The organism is Micromonospora sp. MW-13 (assembly GCF_003434305.1).
Classification (GTDB): Bacteria; Actinomycetota; Actinomycetes; order Mycobacteriales; family Micromonosporaceae; genus Micromonospora.
The window spans coordinates 1-18,983 of sequence record NZ_QKKX01000011.1 but is presented as its reverse complement, the minus strand read 5'-3'; the positions used below and the strand labels follow the sequence as shown (position 1 = coordinate 18,983).

14 protein-coding genes and 1 pseudogene are annotated in these 18,983 nt (G+C 69.8%); 8 read left to right on the top strand and 7 right to left on the bottom strand.

Translation table 11 applies throughout. From position 1 onward, the window contains the following. The first annotated feature begins 183 nt into the window (after positions 1 to 183). The gene (locus C5N14_RS07960; RefSeq protein WP_243639300.1) at positions 184 to 2,157 is read left to right on the top strand and encodes a cytochrome c oxidase assembly protein; all 1,974 of its coding nucleotides are present in this window, start codon (positions 184 to 186) and stop codon (positions 2,155 to 2,157) included. A gap of 161 nt (positions 2,158 to 2,318) precedes the next feature. Here C5N14_RS07960 and C5N14_RS07955 read toward each other — a convergent pair whose 3' ends face one another. Continuing rightward, the gene (locus C5N14_RS07955; RefSeq protein ID WP_117667062.1) at positions 2,319 to 2,927 is read right to left on the bottom strand and encodes a bifunctional 2-polyprenyl-6-hydroxyphenol methylase/3-demethylubiquinol 3-O-methyltransferase UbiG; all 609 of its coding nucleotides are present in this window, start codon (positions 2,925 to 2,927) and stop codon (positions 2,319 to 2,321) included. Between the two features lie 363 nt (positions 2,928 to 3,290). Between C5N14_RS07955 and C5N14_RS07950 the strand changes: the two genes are divergently transcribed. The 4 genes from C5N14_RS07950 to C5N14_RS07935 all read left to right on the top strand — a co-directional run bounded on the left by C5N14_RS07950 (position 3,291) and on the right by C5N14_RS07935 (position 11,233). Next, entirely contained in the window at positions 3,291 to 6,281 is a 2,991-nt protein-coding gene (locus C5N14_RS07950; protein ID WP_117667060.1) for a family 16 glycoside hydrolase, read from the top strand. A 556-nt stretch (positions 6,282 to 6,837) separates the two neighbouring features. Beyond that, a complete protein-coding gene (rph, locus tag C5N14_RS07945) occupies positions 6,838 to 9,435 on the top strand; it encodes a rifamycin-inactivating phosphotransferase (protein ID WP_117667058.1) in 2,598 nt (865 codons plus the stop codon). A gap of 389 nt (positions 9,436 to 9,824) precedes the next feature. Next, positions 9,825 to 10,175, top strand: coding sequence for a PadR family transcriptional regulator (locus C5N14_RS07940; RefSeq protein WP_243639298.1), 351 nt, complete (start codon positions 9,825 to 9,827; stop codon positions 10,173 to 10,175). Continuing rightward, complete coding sequence (locus C5N14_RS07935; protein ID WP_117667054.1) at positions 10,172 to 11,233, top strand: hypothetical protein; 1,062 nt, start codon at positions 10,172 to 10,174, stop codon at positions 11,231 to 11,233. Before C5N14_RS07940 ends, C5N14_RS07935 begins: the two co-directional genes overlap by 4 nt. 95 nt (positions 11,234 to 11,328) lie before the next feature. Here C5N14_RS07935 and C5N14_RS07930 read toward each other — a convergent pair whose 3' ends face one another. The 4 genes from C5N14_RS07930 to C5N14_RS07915 form a co-directional block, all read right to left on the bottom strand. Continuing rightward, a complete protein-coding gene (locus C5N14_RS07930; RefSeq protein WP_117667052.1) occupies positions 11,329 to 11,652 on the bottom strand; it encodes an STAS domain-containing protein in 324 nt (107 codons plus the stop codon). Beyond that, positions 11,649 to 12,164 (bottom strand): ATP-binding protein, encoded by a 516-nt coding sequence (locus C5N14_RS07925; protein WP_117667050.1) that lies wholly within the window; start codon positions 12,162 to 12,164, stop codon positions 11,649 to 11,651. The genes C5N14_RS07930 and C5N14_RS07925 overlap by 4 nt, the downstream gene beginning before the upstream one ends. Before the next feature lie 137 nt (positions 12,165 to 12,301). Continuing rightward, positions 12,302 to 13,447 carry an RNA polymerase sigma factor gene (locus C5N14_RS07920; RefSeq protein ID WP_117667048.1) on the bottom strand — a complete coding sequence of 382 codons (1,146 nt, stop codon included), beginning with the start codon at positions 13,445 to 13,447 and terminating at the stop codon, positions 12,302 to 12,304. Positions 13,448 to 13,455: 8 nt separating this feature from the next. Then, on the bottom strand, positions 13,456 to 13,863 hold the full coding sequence (locus C5N14_RS07915) for a YciI family protein (protein ID WP_117667046.1): 408 nt from the start codon (positions 13,861 to 13,863) through the stop codon (positions 13,456 to 13,458). Between the two features lie 211 nt (positions 13,864 to 14,074). Here C5N14_RS07915 and C5N14_RS07910 point away from each other — a divergent pair, with 211 nt between their 5' ends. After that, positions 14,075 to 14,284 carry a hypothetical protein gene (locus tag C5N14_RS07910; RefSeq protein WP_117667044.1) on the top strand — a complete coding sequence of 70 codons (210 nt, stop codon included), beginning with the start codon at positions 14,075 to 14,077 and terminating at the stop codon, positions 14,282 to 14,284. Positions 14,285 to 14,305: 21 nt separating this feature from the next. Here C5N14_RS07910 and C5N14_RS07905 read toward each other — a convergent pair whose 3' ends face one another. Further along, positions 14,306 to 14,647 (bottom strand): helix-turn-helix transcriptional regulator, encoded by a 342-nt coding sequence (locus C5N14_RS07905; RefSeq protein ID WP_117667042.1) that lies wholly within the window; start codon positions 14,645 to 14,647, stop codon positions 14,306 to 14,308. Between the two features lie 159 nt (positions 14,648 to 14,806). On the opposite strand from C5N14_RS07905, the gene C5N14_RS07900 reads away from it, so the two are divergent. Further along, entirely contained in the window at positions 14,807 to 15,334 is a 528-nt protein-coding gene (locus tag C5N14_RS07900; RefSeq protein ID WP_128763533.1) for a hypothetical protein, read from the top strand. Between the two features lie 204 nt (positions 15,335 to 15,538). Here C5N14_RS07900 and C5N14_RS07895 read toward each other — a convergent pair. Continuing rightward, positions 15,539 to 17,101, bottom strand: a pseudogene (locus tag C5N14_RS07895) (MFS transporter); the annotation flags it as partial. A 192-nt stretch (positions 17,102 to 17,293) separates the two neighbouring features. On the opposite strand from C5N14_RS07895, the gene C5N14_RS07890 reads away from it, so the two are divergent. Beyond that, entirely contained in the window at positions 17,294 to 18,127 is an 834-nt protein-coding gene (locus C5N14_RS07890) for a TetR/AcrR family transcriptional regulator (protein WP_117667707.1), read from the top strand. The last annotated feature ends 856 nt before the right edge of the window (positions 18,128 to 18,983 follow it).

The window sequence follows — 18,983 nt, the reverse complement described above, 5'->3', positions numbered from 1 at the left end:
GCAGCCGACGCGCTGGTCCAGCCCGAGATCAAGGTCAAACGAATGTCCGAAACCGATGCCCGACACCGGCGCCCGATCGAGGGCGAGACCGGACAGGGCACCCCGCCTCCGGTAGCCGTCGCGGAAGCTCCTCCCCGTGGCCGAGCTGACGTCCGTCGGTCGATGGCCCCTTTCCCTTGGTGGTTGACCGGCGTCGTCGGCGTTGTCGCGGTCGTCGTGCTGCTGGTCGCACTGCGCGCTGGTGGCGCCCTGGCCACGGCCATCCCCGGCCTGCCCGACCCCGGCCCGGGCGTCATGTGGGCGTTGCCGGTGTTTCGGCTCCTGCTCGACACCTTGGCCACGCTGACGGTCGGCATGACGATGACCGCCGCGTTCCTGCTTCCCGGAGACGGGCCGACGGTCTGCGCCCGTGGTTACCAACTGCTGCGCCGGAGCACCGTGACCGCGGCCGGCTGGGCGCTGACCGCCACCGTCCTGATCGTCCTCACGGTGTCAGACCTGCTCGGACAACCGCTGAACAACCTGGGTAGCGCCACCGTCGTCAGCTTCGCGGCCTCCATCCCCCAAGGTCAGGCACTGCTACTGCAAGCCGGGCTCGCCCTGGCGGCGGCGGTGCTGTCGCGGGCCGGGGTGTCCCGCTGGCTGGCCGCCACGGTCGCGCTGCTCGCGATGGCCGCACTGCTACCACCGGCATTCACCGGACACGCCGCCGGATCCGGCAACCACCAGATTGCGGTAACCAGCCTCGCCCTGCACATCCTCGCCGCCGGCATCTGGGTCGGTGGACTCGCCGCCCTATTGATGATGCGCCGCAGCCGCCTGCTCGCGGACACCGCCACCCGGTACAGCCGCCTCGCCCTGGGCTGCTGCACCGCCGTCGCGATCAGCGGCCTGGCCAGCGCCGCCGTACGCCTCGGCACAGTCGACCAGCTATGGCAGTCCCGCTACGGTTGGCTGCTCTGCGGCAAACTCGCCGCACTGCTCGCCCTCGGCGCGCTCGGCGCGAGACACCGGCGGCACACGCTTCCCGCCCTGCGAGCAGGCCAGCGCGGGGCATTCACCCGGTTCGCCGCCGCGGAACTGGTGGTCTTCGCCGCCGCCGTCGGACTCGCGGTCGCCCTCTCCCGCAGCCCCACCCCGATCCCGGACGACCCGCTCGACGCCGACCCGCTCACCGAACTGCTCGGCTTCGCGATGCCCGCCGCGCCAGCCGCCACCCGAGCGATCGGCCAACCGCTACCGGACATGTTCTTCCTGACCCTCGTCACCCTCGGCGTCCTCGCTTACCTCACTGGCGTGGCACGCATGCGGCGGGCCGGGCACCACTGGCCGGCGACCCGGACCGCGAGCTGGCTGGCCGGCATGCTGCTGCTCGCCGCGATCACCAACCTCGGGATCGCCCGCTACGCCTACGTGCTGTTCAGCGCACACATGGTGCAGCACATGGTGCTGTCGATGCTGGTACCGATCCTGCTCGTCGGCGGCGCCCCGATCACCCTCGCGCTACGGACCCTGCGCCGACCGGCCGACCCGCAGATGCGCGGTGCCCGGGAATGGCTGCTGCTCGCCCTGCACAGCCGACCGGCCAGGATCCTGACCCACCCGCTGGTCGCCCTCGCCATCTACACCGGCAGCCTCTTCGGGCTCTACTTCAGCGACCTGCTCGGCACCCTGATGCGCTCCCACCTCGGGCACCTGGCCATGCTCACCCACTTCGTCCTCGCCGGCTACCTGCTGTTCTGGGTCCTCATCGGCGTCGACCCCGGACGGCCCAGACTCGCCCCACCCCTGCTGGTGATCATCCACCTGGCGTCGATGATGGCGCACGGCTTCTTCGGCCTGATCCTCATGCAGAGCACCACCGTCATCGCTCCCGACTGGTACCTCGCCGTGCATCCTGACTGGGCCGCACCGCTACTCGACGACCAGCACCTCGGCGCCGGCATCGCCTGGGCCTTCGGCGAGCTGCCCGCCGCCGTCGTCATGATCGTCCTTGTCCGGCAATGGATCCGCGCCGACGAACGCGAACAGGCCCGCCTCGACCGGGCCGCCGACCGCGCCGACGCCACCGGCACGCCCGACGACCTCGCCCGTTACAACACCTTCCTTCGCGACGCCGCCCGCGAAAGCGACCGCCGCCCGGACCGCCCACGATGAGGTCAGGCCGATCGTGCCGTCGACGGTGTCCACCGCAGGCGCGCCGACGACGGCATCGACAGCGCCGGTCACAGGAACCCGAGTGACCCTGGCGACGCCGACCACACCGTCAGGTCGTCCACACCGGCGGCCGACGAGCCCACGCAGCTCGCCGGCTGAGCTCACCCTTCGGTTGCGATTGCCGCGATGGCGGCGTGCGGCCGATGAGTGCCTTCGCTGGGTCGCTGCAGGCGCTCAACCTCCGTGAAGCCGGCTCGCGTCAGTCGCTCGGAGAGCTCGTCGACGGGCCAGCGATAGGCGGTCACGACCTTGTGGTCGAAGGCGGCGACCTCGTCGCCGTCGAAGAGACCAAGCACTAACGTTCCGGCCGGGGCCATTGCTCGCCGGAACTCAGCGAGCACGCCGTCGAGATTCTGCGGCGAGAGATGGATCAACGAGTACCAGGCCAGGATGCCGGCGATGGAGTGGTTGGCAACGGCGAGGTTGTCTATCGACCCGAGTTGGTACCTGCCGCTCGGGTGGGCCGCCTGCGCATGGGCGATGAACTCGGGGACCATGTCGATTCCCGTTGCGTCGACGCCGAGCGAGCGAAGGTAACCGGTGATATGGCCGGGCCCGCAGCCCAGATCGAGCACCGGGCCAGGTCGGCCCGCCAGATGTCGCCCGATGAAGGCGAGGTCGTCGGCGTGTACCTGCTGGCTTGTACCGAACAGGCCGATGTAGAGCTCTGCGACGGACGCATATGCCTGCCGGACCTGTTCCAGGTTCACCGCATGACCTTATCGGCCCTCGGATCGGGCAGACCCGCGGTCCTCAGGGAATGACCTCGCAGCCAGCGAGCGAGGCGGGCCTGCTGGGAGAGACCTGGGGGGACTCGCTCCTCGGCCGCGATCCTGGCACACCATCCACTGCTGGGTCGCCCCGGCGAGGGGTGGCCGATCGTCACCGCCGCACCCGAACTTTCGCAGGTATCGACAAAAGTTGCGTTTGGTTGGTCGGAAGATCTGGTTATCGCGACGAATGTGGTCGATGATGTCTCCTGACCCATGATCGAAGTTCAGCGCTACGCCGGGCAGGCACCCTCGGCGCGTGTCGATCGTGGGAACGTCCCGACCCCCGTCCCTGGAGGATCGATGCCCCGTCCCCCCTCGCGCGCGAGACGTCTCGTCGCACTCCTCAGTGCCGTCCTCGTCGCGCCCCCGGTCGCCGTCGGGCTGGCGCCCGGCGCCGTCCACGCGGCGGACCTGCCGCCCCAGGAGCCCGGTGTCACGCTGCGCACGTACGACGTGCGGGTGCCGCTGAGCACGATCTGCACGCTCAAGCCCGGCCAGACCCCGAACGTCGACAAGCTGATGCCGGTCATCGACTGGCGCACCGCGGCTGACTTCGGCTTCGAGGACAACTTCGTCACCCACGCCCTCGGCAACATCAACATCCCGGCCGCGGGTGCGTACACCTTTCGGTTGACCAGCGACGACGGCTCCCGGCTCTACATCGACGACGCGCTGGTGGTCGACCACGACGGGCCGCACGGCGCCACCTCGAAGGACGGTGCGGTCACGCTGACCAAGGGCTACCACGCGCTGCGCGTGGAGTACTTCGAAGCCGGCGGCGGCCAGCAGCTCACCCTCTCGTGGCAGCCGCCGGGCGAGACGAGCTTCACCGTGGTGCCCAACTCGATGCTGAGCACGGACGCCGGCGTCGTCCGGGTCACCGCGCCCGGATTCAAGGCCTGCCAGGGGGTGTCCGACGCTCCGGGAGACGGGCTCCCGCTGGACTCGGTCAACCCCAACTACACCCTCACCGACCTGCGGCCCGCCGGCTTCGAGCCACAGGTGTCCGGGATGGCGTGGACCGCCGACGGCCGGCTGGTCATCTCCACCTGGGGTGAAACCGACCAGCTACAGGGTGAGGTGTACATCCTGGACAACGTGACCGGGGCGACGAGTCCCGACCAGGTCACGTACAAGAGGGTCGCCAGTGGGCTCAAGGAGCCGATGGGCGTCGCGGTCGTCGACGGCACCATCTACGTCTCACAGAAGCACGAGCTGACCGAGCTGCGCGACACCGACGGTGACGAGGTCGCCGACGAGTACCGCAACGTGGCCACCTGGCCGTTCGGCGGCAACTTCCACGAGTTCGCGTTCGGCCTGCTCTACAAGGGCGGCAACTTCTACCTCAACCTTTCGGTGGCGATCGACTTCGGCGGCGCCACCACCAACCCGCAGCCGGCGCCGAACCGGGGCACCAGCATCGTGGTGAACAAGCGCACCGGCAAGGTCAGCTACGTCGCCGGCGGCCTGCGCACGCCCAACGGCATCGGCTGGGGTCCGGACGATGCCCTCTACGTGACCGACAACCAGGGCGGCTGGCTGCCCGCGTCCAAGCTGGTCCGCATCGAGCAGGACAAGTTCTTCAACCACTACACCAACCCCGCCGGCCCGTTCGACGACAACCCGGTGGCCAAGCCGGTGCTCTGGCTGCCGCAGAACGAGATCGCCAACTCGCCGAGCACGCCGGTGCTGCTCAAGAAGGGGCCGTTCCGCGGGCAGTTGCTGATCGGTGACGTCACCTACGGCGGCCTACAGCGGGCGTACCTCGAGGAGGTGGACGGCGTGCAGCAGGGCGCGGTGTTCCGCCACACCCAGGGGCTCGAGGCCGGCGTCAACGAGGTCTCCATCGGGCCCGACGGCGCCGTCTACGTCGGCGGCCTGGGCGCCGGCGGCAACTGGGGCCAGGCCGGCAAGCTCAATCACGGCCTGCAGAAGCTGACCCCGAACGGCGCCAACACGTTCGACATGAGGTCGATGACCGTCACCAAGCAGGGCTTCACGATCGAGTACACCCGGCCGCTCTCCACCGCGACGATCCAGAACATCGCGCAGAGCTACCGCCTGGAACAGTGGCGGTACGCGCCGACCCCGGCGTACGGCGGCCCCAAGGTGGACGAGGAGCAGTTGACCGTCACCGGGGTGAAGGTCTCCGCCGACCGCAAGAAGGTGACGCTGACGGTCCCCGGCCTCAAGCGCGACCGGGTCGTGCACCTGCGCTCGCCGCGCCCGTTCACGGCGGCCAACGGCGAGGAACTGTGGAACACCGAGGCGTGGTACACGCTCAACGAGATTCCCGGTGCCCAGCCGGACCGGATCTTCTACGAGGCCGAGGAGGGGCACCGGAAGGGCTCTGCGACCATCGACACCGAGCACGCCGGCTTCTCCGGCGTGGGCTTTGTCGACGGTTTCGGCTCGCTGAACACCTCCACCACCGTCCACGTCGAGGTGACCAAGGCCGGTGAGTACGAGGTCGGGCTCCGCTACAGCAACGGCCCCAACCCGTTCCAGGGCGACAAGACGATCAGCATCTACGTCAACGGCCGCAAGGTGAAGCAGACCGTTCTGCCCTCGACGATCACCTGGAAGCAGTGGGCCACCAAGACGGAGCTGCTCACGCTGCGCCGCGGCGTCAACGCGATCGAGTACCGGGTCGACGCGCCCGACACCGGGCACGTCAACCTGGACCTCATCACGGTGCGCAAGACCGGTGAGCGAATCGTCCTGTTCGACGGGGTCGACCTCTCCGAGTGGCAGCACACCGACGGCCGCACGGCGAGCTGGGCGAAGGTCGAGGGCGGGGCGATGGAGGTCCGCAACGGCGACCTGCGCACCAAGCAGGCGTTCGGCGACTTCCGGCTGCACGTCGAGTTCAAGGTGCCGCTGCTGCCGCCGGAGGTCACCGGCCAGGCCCGCGGCAACAGCGGGGTCTACCTCCAGGAGCGGTACGAGATCCAGGTGCTGGACTCGTACGGCGACCCAACGCTGGACACCAACGAGGCCGGCGCCATCTACCTGCAGAAGGCGCCCGACGTCAACGCCGCGACACCACCCGAGACGTGGCAGACCTACGACATCGAGTACCGCGCTGCCCGCTACGACAGCACCGGCACCAAGATCGAAAATGCCCGGGTGACGGTGGTCTGGAACGGTGTGCTCGTCCAGGACGACGTCGCCATCACCGGCCCGACCGGCGGAAACATCCCCGAAGGCCCCGCGACGGGGTCGATCCGTCTCCAGGACCACCAGAACACCGTGCAGTACCGCAACATCTGGATTGAGCCGCTCGCCTGAGCGGCGCACCGGACGGTGCCGGGTCGGGTCACCCCCGACCCGGCACCGGTCGCCGCCGCCTGAGCGGCCCGGCGCCCCCGGACCGGTCGCCTGCTCCGGTGGGGGAGTGTCCTGATCTCGGCTCTGTCTCACATGCGGTGGTGACGGAGGGTGCGGGGGCACCGACTCCACCAGCTCCGGCTGGAGTACAGAACGCGAGGTCTGGGCCCGCGAGGTCTGGGCCGGCCGTTGGCGCCTTGCTTCGCCGAAGAGGTCACCAGGCAGGATCCCCTGGTCTGCGCGCTGTTGGAACGGGCCGCCGATGTCGACCTCACCTCAGACGACCGATGTCGACTTCACCTCAGACGAGGTGGCGGCCTACGGCGCGGCATGGTTCAACAACATATGTATCGGTCCCACTTTAACTTATATCGCACTGGGGGGCTTGCGGCAAGACCCGGGTCTTGCCGCAGAATCGTCGGCCGGATCCAAGAATGGACGAAGAATTGGGGCACGACGTGGTGATCCACCCGGTCAGCGAAGTGCAGTGGACGACGGCCGCCTCGGAGGTATCGCAGTGATCGAGCAGTACGTGTTAGGTCTCCAAGAGGTCGACGAGACGCAGGGCGCGACGGTTGGCGGCAAGGGCGCGCACCTGGGGGCGTTGTCGCGGATCGACGGCATCCGGGTGCCGGCTGGCTTCTGCGTGACGACGGACGCCTTCCGGCGGATCATGGCCGAGGCGCCGTGGATCGACGATCAGCTCGATCAGCTGTCGCGCCTGCACCCGGACGACCGGGAGGCGATCGGCACGCTCAGCGCGGAGATCCGCCGGACCATCGAAGGGATCGTCCTCCCCGACGATGTGGCTGCGGCGATCACCCGGGCTCTCACCGGGCTCGGTGCGCGAGCTGCCTACGCCGTCCGATCCAGCGCGACGGCCGAGGACCTGCCGACGGCCTCCTTCGCAGGCCAGCAGGACACGTACCTGAACGTCATGGGGCTGGCGGCGATCCTCCAGCACGTCAGCCGGTGCTGGGCCTCGCTCTTCACCGAGCGCGCCGTGACCTACCGTCAGCGGAACGGCATCGACCACCGCACGGTCTACATGGCCGTCGTCGTGCAGAAGATGGTCTTCCCGCAGGTGGCCGGCGTCCTGTTCACGGCCGATCCCGTCACGTCCAACCGAAAGGTCGCCTCCGTGGAGGCCAGCTTCGGCCTCGGCGAGGCTCTGGTCTCCGGGCGGGTGAACGCGGACGCCTACAAGGTGCGGGACAGCGAGATCATCGACAAGGCGGTCGCCACCAAGCGGCTTGCCGTCCACGCCCTGCCGGGTGGCGGGACGAGAGAACAGGCGATCGACTCGGAGCAGCAGGACCAGCCGGCGCTGACGGATGCCCAGGTCGTGCGGCTGGTGCGGCTGGGCCGGCGGATCGAAGCCCACTTCGGCCACCCCCAGGACATCGAATGGTGCCTGGTCGACGATGACTTCCAGATCGTCCAGAGTCGGCCGATCACCACGCTGTTCCCCGTCCCCGAGACCGGCGACGGAGAGAACCACGTCTACGTCTCCGTCGGTCATCAGCAGATGATGACCGACCCCATGAAGCCGCTGGGGCTCTCCGTGTGGCAGCTGACGGCCCTCGCGCCGATGTACGACGCCGGTGGAAGGCTGTTCGTCGACGTCACCCGGCGCCTGGCATCGCCTGCGAGCCGCGCCGGCCTGCTCGCTGTCATGGGAAGAGGCGATCCGCTGGTCAGGGACGCGCTGGAGACCGTCATCGACCGCGGCGACTTCATTCCGTCGCTCCCCGATGAGGGTCCAGCAGGGCCGCCCGCTGGCGGCGCGCCCGCCCCGATCGAGACCGATCCGGCCATCGTCACCGACCTGATCGAACGCAGCCGGGCGTCCATCGCCACCTTGCAGCGCGACATCCAGACGACATCGGGGCCGGCGCGGTTCGACTTCCTCTTGGCGGCCTTCCAGGAGCACAAGCGGGCCGTGGGGGAGCCGCGGAGCATGCAGGTGATCATGGCGGGGATGGAGGCCTCGTGGTGGCTCAACGAGCAACTGCAGGCGTGGCTGGGCGAGAAGAACGCGGCCGACACCCTCACGTTGTCCGCGCCCCACAACGTCACGTCGGAGATGGGGCTGGCGCTCCTCGACGTCGCCGACGTCATCCGCCCGCATCCCGAGGTGGTGGCCTTCCTGCAGAAGGTCGAGGACGAGGGCTTCCTGGACGAGCTGGCCAAGCTCCCGGGCGGCCGGGAAGCGCGGGACGCCATCCGGGCCTACCTCGACAGGTACGGCATGCGCTGCGTCGGCGAGATCGACATCACGAGGCCGCGCTGGAGCGAACGCCCCACCGCGCTCGTGCCCGTCATCCTCGACAACATCAGGAACTTCGAGCCGGGCGCCGGCAAGCGGCGCTTCGAGCAGGGGCGCCAGAAGGCGGAAAGGAAGGAGCAGGACGTCCTGGAACGCCTGCGAGCCCTGCCGGACGGGGAGCGGAAAGCCGAAGAGACCAAGCGGATGATCGATCGAGTCCGAACCTTCATCGGGTACCGGGAGTACCCGAAGTACGCCATTGTCAGCCGCTACTTCGTCTACAAGCAGGCCCTGCTGGAAGAGGCCGAGCGCCTCGTGCGCGACAACGTGCTTCGGGAGAGGGAAGACATCTTCTACCTCACGTTTCAGGAGCTTCACGACGTCGCGCGCACGCACCAGGCGGATGATCAGCTCATCCGCCGGCGGAAGGAGGCGTTCAGGTCGTATCAGGCGCTCACACCGCCCCGGGTGCTCACCTCGGAAGGTGAGGGCATCGCCGGGGCGTACCGACGCGACGATGTGCCGACCGGCGCGCTGGTCGGCCTCCCGGTTTCCGGCGGGACCGTCGAGGGGCGAGCCCGCGTCATCCTGGACCTGGCCGAGACCGATCTCGAACCGGGCGACATCCTGGTCACCGCCTACACCGACCCGAGCTGGTCACCCCTGTTCGTCGCGGTCGAGGGGTTGGTGACGGAGGTCGGCGGCCTCATGACCCACGGGGCGGTGGTCGCCCGGGAGTACGGCTTGCCCGCCGTCGTCGGTGTGGAGCATGCGACCAAGCTGATTCGGGATGGGCAGCGGATTCGCGTGCACGGAACCGACGGGTACGTCGAGATCCTGTCTTGATTGACCACGACCGGGAAGGCTGTTCGTAGCTTCGGTTGAACCAGTTGCGCCGGGCATGGTCAAAGGGACGGCCACGGCTGCGGTTGGCGCTGGGTAACCCTGCCTGGACGGACGCGGACCGCTTCGGCTCCGCCCAAGGACGACGTGGCCGCTGTATCCGGGACCGAGGACGATGGTCCGGCTGGGGGGTGGGGCGCCGACGATGCTGCTCTCCGCCGCGGGTATCGCGGGAGCGAAGTCCGGCCCGCCCAGGTCTGCGGCGTCCGCCGCGTCACCGTCGCCCATGATGACTCCTTCTCGTCGACTCGGCGGGTGCGACGCCTGGTGAACTCTGTCTACGATCCAGATCCTGACACACAGGATATCCTGGCGTCCATTATATTGGGTGGATGAGTTCTCGGGTGATGACGGAACCAGCCTTCTTCATCCTCACCGCGCTGGTCGACGCTCCGCGCCACGGCTACGGGATCGTGGCGGACGTGGCGGAGCTGTCGCGGGGGCGGGTGCGGCTGAAGATCGGCTCCCTGTACGGGACTTTGGACCGGCTCGTCGGCGACGGCTTGGTCGAGCTGGACCGCGAGGAGGTATGGCAAGGGCGGTTACGCCGGTACTACCGATTGACCGAGCGGGGCCGCGAGGCCCTCGCCGTGGAGGCTGAACGGCTGGCCGCGAACGCGCGTCTCGCCTCGACCCGGCTGCGTGATCAGCGGAACCCGATCACGGGGCCGGTGCCATCATGAGCCGGCTCGAAGAGCGCTACCGCCTCGTGTTGCGGCTGCTGCCCGCCGGCTATCGACAGGAATGGGAAGACGACATGGTCGCCGCCTTCCTGGAGAGCATGGACGACGACGACCCGGAAACCGCCGAGTACGCCGCAGACTACGGCCGGCCAGGCCTGGCGGAGGTCGCCAGCATCGTGTCCCTGGCCGTCCGGTTGCGTCTCGGCGGCTCCCAGGCGCCAGCCCGCTCCTACGCCTGGGGACAGGCCGTGCGACTGGCGACCCTGATGGCGATGCTGACCCACGCCGTCATGGTCACCGCCAGCATCGCCGTCACACTCTGGCTGTCCGGGAAGATCGCCTGGTTGCCGGCACCCGCACCCGCATGGGCGCTCACGCCGCCGTCGGGTATCTGGCACACCGCGTGGAACCTGGCCGGCTACGCCTGGCTCCCTGCCTACCTCGCGCTCGTTCTCGGACACCGCCGCGTGGCCCAGGCGGTCGCCCTGCTCGCCATCGTGCCACCCGCCGTCACCACCGCCGTGGAACAGGCCACCAATGACGTACCACTGTCAGTGACGCCCTGGGCCGTGCGGCTCATCGACATTCTCCTGGTACTCGCCATGGCGGCGTTTCACCGCGACGCCCCACCCGTGCCGCGCCGCCCGTGGCTCCTCGCGATACCGATCGGCATCCTGCTTGTCCCCCTGCCGCTGTTCGCCATCCAGGCCACGAGTCAGGCACCGAGGCTGCTGGACTGGCCCGGCCTGTCCTGCGTCATGGTCACCGCCGCCATCGCGGTCCGCCTAGCCGGGCGAGCATCCCGGCAGTCAGCTTCCACGCTGCCGTGGTCGCTGGCGCTCACCCTGCTCGCCGCGACCACCCTCGCCCTACGACTCGTGACTCTGCCCGACTACATCGGCCAGGCACAACGCACCGCACTCGGCACAATCGCGGTGACGGAAGCCATCGCCGTCCTGGCCGTGGCCCTACCGCTGGCCGGACGAGCCATCCGAGCGCTGCGCCGGCTTCCACCGATCCCTGCCGACGGCCAAGCGCCCACCACACCGACCGGGTAGGACCCACCCCCGTCACGATGCCACCGGCCCGCACCGATCCACCTGTCATGCCGCTGTCACGGGCTTGGCGCGGCGGGAGGTGCGGGCCCCGGGTTTCAGCTACTGCCGGGCAATAGACTGTCGAGCACGCCGGTGATCTGGAGAATACGGCGGACCCGGCCCGTGGCGTTGACCAGAACGAGTCGGCGGCCCACCGCCGTCGCCGTGTTCCGGGCGGTGATCAGGGCGCTGATGACGGTCGAGTCGATGAACTCCACCGCGTGGACGTCGACCTCGACCAGCTCGGCGGTGTTGATCGTCGCTGTGAGGAGATCCAGCAGTCGTGCGGCGGCGTTCACGTCGATCTCCCCGGACAGCGTGAGGACACTGCGGTCGTGCTCGACGCGGACGTGGTGTTGCCAGGTGGGGATGGGAATCACTTCTCGTCGTCCTCCGCCGGCTCGGTGAGGTGTGCCTCGCTCGCGTCCACGCGTTCTGCCCGGGGCATGGCGCGGCGCGACAGGTAGGCGGTGACCGAGGCGGTCATGCCGTCGGGCCGGCGGTTCAGCGTCAGGCCGCCGGTCAGCTCGTCGGCCAGCCACAGCCCTCGCCCCCCGGCCACATCTGCCGCCGGTAGCCGCACCTGCATGCTGCCAGCGGCGGCACCCTGGTCGCTGACCTCGCAGACCAGAACGTCGTCCCGGCGGCGCAGCTCGACGTGCCCGTGGCCGCCGCCGTGGCGCACCGCGTTGGCGACCAGCTCGTGCACGGCGAGAACGAAATTGTAGCCGGCGCCCTCGGGCATCCCCGCCGCGGACACCAGCGCCTCGACCGCGTGCCGCACCTCGGTGACCGTGGCGGCGGTGAAATCCTGCGACATCAGCGCCAGCTCGAAGGTGGCAGGCCCGCGCGCGCCGCCATCCCGTTCATGGAGCTGCCTGTCGTCGCCCATGCGGGGAGGCTACCCGGCCCCGACCGATCCGCGACCCTTGCACACCGGCAAGTGCCCCGCCCCCGCCCACCGCCGCGCGATACCGCTCTGCCCATGGGGCCGCGCCAGGTTCTGCGGGTAGGTCTGAGCGCGACCCGTCAGCGATACCTGCGGGCGTTGAGCCGGGCGGCCTGGCGGGTCAGGTGGTCGCGTTCGGCGAGGTTGGGTGCCTTCTGGGCCGCCTCGGCGTACAGCCGTGTCGCTGTCGCCAGGTCGCCGTCGCGTTCGTGGAGGTGTGCCGCCACCGCGGTGTGGCGGGGCAGTGAGTCGTTCAGCGCCGCGAGCGCCGCCAGGCCGGCGCGCGGTCCGTCGGCCTCGCCGATGGCCACCGCGCGGTTGAGCCGGACGATCGGGCTGTCGGTCAGGCGTGCGAGTTCGTCGTACCACTCGACGATCTGGATCCAGTCGGTCTCCTCGGCGGTGGGCGCGTCTGCGTGGAGTGCCGCGATGGCGGCCTGGGCCTGGAACTCGCCCAGCCGGTCGCGGGCGAGGGCCGCCTGTAGGATCTCGACACCTTCGGCGATCGACGTGGTGTCCCATCGGCTGCGGTCCTGCTCGGCGAGCGGCACCAGGCTGCCGTCGGGCGCGGTCCGGGTGGCGCGCCGGGCGTGGTGGAGCAGCATGAGGGCGAGCAGCCCGGCCACCTCGGGGTGGTCGATCGTGGCCGCGAGCTGCCGGGTGAGCCGGATGGCCTCGGCGGCGAGGTCGACGTCGCCGGAGTAGCCCTCGTTGAAGACCAGGTAGAGGACGCGCAGCACGGTGGCGACGTCGCCGGGCTGGTCGAACCGCACGCCGGAGACGGTGCGCTTGGCCCGGCTGATGCGCTGCGCCATGGTCGCCTCGGGCACCAGGTATGCCTGGGCGATCTGGCGGGTGGTCAGCCCGCCGACGGCGCGCAACGTGAGCGCGACCGCGGACGACGGCGTCAGCGACGGGTGGGCGCACAGGAAGTAGAGCTGGAGCGTGTCGTCCACCGCGGGCGCGGGCCCGGGCGCCGGCTCCTCGTCGACGAGGTCCTCACGCCGGCGGCGGGCGGCGTCGGACCGGGTCGCGTCGAGGAACCGACGCCAGGCCACGCTGACCAGCCAACCCTTCGCATCCCGCGGTGGGTCGGCCGGCCAGACGCGGACCGCCTCGACCAGCGCGTCCTGCACGGCGTCCTCGGCCGCCGCGAAGTCGGCTCCGCGGCGGACGAGGATCCCGAGCACGCTCGGCGTGAGGCTCCGGAGCAGGGCCTCGTCCACCTGAGCAGTCACTGCGTGATGGTGGGCGGCGCAGCCAGGAACGGGCGCACCTCGAGCCACTCGTGGATCGGCTTCCCGCCCGCGCCAGGGGCGGCCGACAGCTCCCCGGCGAGCTCGATGGCGCGCTCGTAGCTGTCGACGTCGATCACCATCCAGCCGGCGATGAGGTCCTTGGTCTCGGCGAACGGGCCGTCGGTGACCGGCGGGCGACCCTCGCCGTCGTACCGGACGAACATCCCCTCGGCGGCGAGCGCCTGACCGTCGACGAACTCGCCGGTCCCCTCGAGCCGGGCCGCGAAGTCGTTCATGTACTGCACGTGCGCCGAGATCTCCTCCGGCGTCCACTGGTCCATGGGCACGTCGTTGACCGGAGCCGGAGCGCCGCGGTAATGCTTGAGCAGCAAATACTTGGCCATCGTGGTTCTCCTCGATGCTGGTGCGACCCATCATGGTCGCGTTCACCACGGGGACGGAGCCAGTCACCAGTTCTCGACATCACCGTCCGAGATTTTTTGGGTCTCGTAGCTGAACCTGGGTGAGCCGCCTCGCGGTGTTCACGGCGTGGCGGGAGAGTGCACCCGGGTAGGGCCCGACGGCAGCCCGGCTGGCGGGGCCTCGCGTCGCAGGGTGCGGCTGCTAGTGGAGCCGGTGAGCGTGGGGTGGATCTTCCGTCCGGAGCGTGCCGGCAACGTCGAGGAGTACGCGGGCCTGCAGGTACCCGCCGCTCACCTCCGCGTCGAGCAGCTCGCCGCCGTACTCGATCCACAGCCGGCTCCGATCGAGCGTCGCAGGGTACGGCCCCTGTATCAGCCGGTCCCGCGCTACTCGACGGGCTGACGACGGTGAGATTGTCACGCGTCAGCGGGTTCGCCGTGCTGATCGCTTGCGTGGCGGGGTCAGCAGATCTGCGACCGTCGCGATCGCACTGGGCACCAGCCGGTAGTACGCCCACACCCCGCGCTTCTCCCGCTCCAGCAAGCCGGCCTCGGTGAGGATACGCAGGTGGTGACTGACCGTGGGCTGCGAGAGGCCGAGCGGCGCAGTCAGGTCAGAGACGGACGCCTCGCCCTCCGGGGCCGACTGGATCAGGCTGAGCAGCCGCAGCCGGGCAGGGTCCGCGAACGCCTTCAGGACTCCCGCGAGCCGCTCGGCATCGGCACGTTTGATCGGCTCACCGGCGAGTGGCGAGATTTGGGGCATAGCCGTTCCAGTCGATTTGTTTCCCACAACTGCCATCGTGCCATCCGCAGCACCCATCCATGCACATATCGGGTGTTCCGGGCGATCGCCGGACCGCTCGCATGGATCCTCAGGGCTCCACAGGTGGCCGACGGGCGTGCGCGCCTTACTGTGTTGGCCATGATCGAGACCGCTGCCCGGAAGGCCCGCAAACGGCGCAGGAACAGCGCATTCGTACTTGCGTGCATCAGCTTGGTGCTGTCGCTGATCGCGTGCGGTGTGGCTGGGCTGGTCTTCGACATTGACGAACTGGATGCCCTCCCGGTGCAGTCAGGGCCGCAGGTCGCCAGCGCGGCTCAGGTGGAAGCTGTCGCTCACGTGACCCTGCCTCCCGGAGCCGTGTTGCTGTCCGCCGCTTACAGCAACGGCCTGGAAACCCTGCTTTCGGCGAAGATCCGCATACCCCGTACTGCGCTTGACGCCTTCATCGCTGAGGCAGAGTTCACGGCGGCTCCCGAACCGGGGGTTCGGGCGGTCGACGCGAAACACAACGTCGGCGGCGGCAGCCTGTGGGACCCCGAAACCGCCAGGACCGTCTCCGGCATCGTCGAGGAGCAACCCACCGCCGACGGCACGCGCCGATCGGTCCTGTTCAACCTAGACGCACCCGACGTGGTCACCGTGTACCTGTACGCCAGTCGCGGCTGAAGCTCGCGGCCGGCCCTACGGCATTCGGGGTGCGTACCGCACATGCCGGAACGTGGAGCCGCCGGCGGTGTAGCCGCAGCCCGGGAGAGGGCGCGGCTACACCGGTACGGCCCACGGGACCGGGGTTCACGACGTGGGCGTCGGGGCGGCCAGTTCGTCGGCCCGGTCGCGGCTGCCGTGCTGTGCCGTCTGCCCGGGGACCGGTGAGGCGGGTCCGGGCCGGTCGCGTGCGGCGCGGAGCGCGGTGGCGATCAGGATGGCCCCGCCCGCCGTCAGGACGGCGCTGACCACCGCGGCGATCCGCATCTCGTGGGTGAAGGCGTCGAAGGCCACGCTCCGCAGCGCCTGTGCGGTCTGGTCCGGTAGGGCCGCAGCGGTGTCGACGGCGCCACCGAGGGTCTCCTCCGCCGCCGCCAACTCCTTGCCGGTGAGGCCCGCGGGGGCCTGGGACTCCATCTGCGAGCGGTAGACAGCGGTGCCGATGCTGCCGAGGACCGCGATGCCCAGCGCGCCGCCGAACTCGGCGGAGGTCTCCGCCAGGGCGGAGGCCGCCCCGGCTCGCTCCGGCGGCGCGGCGGACAGGATCACCTCGGTGACGACGGCGGCTACGCCGCCGATGCCGATGGAGACCACGGCCAGGGCGCTCACCAGGTAGACGATGCCCGAGTCGGTCCGGATCAGGGACAGCGCGACGTATCCGGCGGCTGCCACCAGAAGCCCGGCGGTCATCACGTTGGGCTTGCCGATACGCGGTGCCATCGCGGTGGCCAGGGCGATACCCACGGGCATCACGAGGAACGTGGGCAGCGACCACAGGGCCGACTCGAACGGGCTCATGCCCAGGACGAGCTGCATGAACTGCCAGTTGAACAGCGAGAAGCCGACCATCGCGAAGGTCGCCAGTGCGTCGATGAGCAGCGGCACGTTGAACCGGCGGGTGCGGAACAGCGCGAGGTCGATCATCGGGTTCACGGCCGTGCGTTGGCGGCGGATGAACAGTGCTCCCACGGCGAGTCCGGCGGCGATGCAGGCAGCCGGGGTCCACCCGAAGCCGTGCTCCGCCGTCAGCTTGATGCCGTAGATCACGGCGAGGACGGCCACCAGGGACAGCAGGGCGCCGAGCAGGTCGAAGCGGCCCGGCTTGGGGTCGCGGTACTCGGGCAGCAGCAGTGGCCCGAGGACCAGCAGCAGGAACATCACGGGGACGTTGATCAGGAAGACCGAGCCCCACCAGAAGTGCTCCAGCAGCAGGCCGCCGATGATGGGGCCGACGATGGCGCCGCCCGCGAAGCCGGCCGTCCAGACCCCGACGGCGGTGGCCCGCTGCCGGTCGTCGTGGAACATGTTCCGGATCAGGGAGAGGGTGGAGGGGGCCAGCGAGGCTCCGGCGATGCCCATAAGCATGCGGGTCGCGATCAGCATCTCGGGGCTGGACGCGTAGGCGGTCAGGACCGAGGCGAGACCGAAGGCCGTGGCCCCGGTCAGCAGCACCCGCCGCCGTCCGATCTGGTCACCGAGGGTGCCCATCGTGATCAGCAGCCCGGCCAGCAGGAAGCCGTAGGCGTCCATGATCCACAGCAGTTGGGAGCTGCTCGGCTGAAGGTCCGCCGTCAGGGACGGGAGCGTGACGAACATGACGGACATGTCCATGGACGCCAGTACGCACGGCACCACCAGAACGGCGAGCCCGACCCATTGTCTGGTTCCGGCTCTCTTGCTCGCTTCGGTCAAGTCCTTCGCTCCTGCTCTTTCGGCTGGCTGTGGCATGTCGGCCGGGACGGATTCCGTCACTCGGTGCGTACTTAGTACGCGGGCCGCTGCGTACAGGATAAGCACACGTGGGCGAGTGGCTGCAAACGCATTTCTGACCTGCGGCTTTCCCTGCTTGATGCGTTCGCTCCGATGGCGGGATAGAATTTCGACACACCTTCGGTAGGTGTGACGAAAAGGAGTGTGGTGATGTCGGAGCAGTCGGCCTGCGCGTCCTGCGGAAAGATGCTGGAGCCCGCGGAACGGGGGCGGCCGCGGCGCTACTGCTCCCGCGCCTGCCAAGCGCGGGCCTACCGGGCGCGTAGGACGGAGGCGCCGGTCGACGTCCCGAAGGACGGCGACAGCGCACCCCACCTCACCGTCGAGCGCATCGTGCGGGCCGGCATCGACATCGCGGACGCGGAGGGGCTCGACGCGCTGTCGATGCGCCGGGTCGCCACGGACCTCGGCGCGAGCACCATGGCCCTGTACCGGCACGTGGCGTCCAAGGACGATCTGGTGACCCTGATGGTGGAGGCCGCGATAGCCGACGTCCCTCTGCCCGACGCGCCGCCGCGGAACTGGCGGCACGGCCTCGAACGAGCCGCCTACCGCGACTGGGAGCTGTACCACCGCCACCCGTGGATCCTGTCGAGGGTTCTGGTGACGACCCGCGCGCACTTCAGCCCGGCACTCGCGGCGGACAGCGAGAGCGCCCTCTCCTCCTTCGACGGACTCGGCCTCGAACCTGCCGACGCACTCCGGTACATGTTCATGTTCGCCACCTACGTGCAGGGTGTGGCGCTGACCTACGTCAGCGACGTGGAGGCGGAACGGCAGGCGGGAAGCACCGCGCAGCGGACGGCGCACGCCTCGGCCCACGAACGCAGCCCGCTCTTCGAGCCCGGCGCGTACCCGCGGCTCGCCTCCGCGATGCGCGCGGGCGGCGCCGCCTGGGACCTCGACGCCCTGTTCGCCTCGGGCCTCGCCCATGTCCTGGACGGCATCGCGGCCGATCTCGCGCGGCGGGGCATCGAGGCCTGAGCCGCGGCGGGGCGGGCCCGTCACGCGGGCCGGATCGTCCCCGGGGTCAGCCTGCCGGGATGGACGACTGGGCCTACTCGGCGCGGCGGCGCACGACGTTCTCCCCGGTCACGACACGACTGGGTTTGTCATCGCGTTCGCGGGCGTCATGTTTCTGCGATTCCCCGGGCAGCGGAGCGGGGCAAGCAGCAGGTCTGCTGCCGGCGCGTCACCCGGTGGCGGGTCAGGACGGTCGCGATCGCCTCGGTGAGGTCTTCGCTGGTGTCGACGTCGAGGGCGCCGGCCGGGCCTGCTTCACCGCGAACGGATGGCGCAGTCGCCGCATGGCTTCCTCGCTGCCGTCGAATGTCACACCCGGACCGTCGGGCCCATCAGCGCTCGCCACGGCGAGAAACAACCCCGGTAGATCAACAACTTTCAATGCCATGCGGTAGTCCTGTCCTTCGGAAGAGGAGCCCATCAAGCCGTCGGCGTCTCGTGCCGGCAACCTCGTCGCAGACCCGGCGCTCAGGGCGGCGCCCGATCAGTGTCTCGATCACGGGCAAGCGCCCGGCGACACCGACACATCCCACCATACCCAGCTTCGCCGTCCGTCATGCGCCGCCGCCTCGGGCCGCCGCCCTCGTGCACACCCCTACCCAACACCACGTGCACGTCCCACCGGTGCCCTGCTCCAGGGCCGCGTGGCCGTCGTTGGGTGGTCAGCTGAGGCGGACGTCACCGATCTGGCGGACCGTTTTCGGGTCGCGGTGCTCGAAGGCGACGCTCGCCCCGTCGGCAGCCTCCGGCGACGGCGCGTCGCCGGCCAGCTGGCTCAGCCCGCCCAGCGCGCCACGGTGGTCCCGCTCGGCGCGCG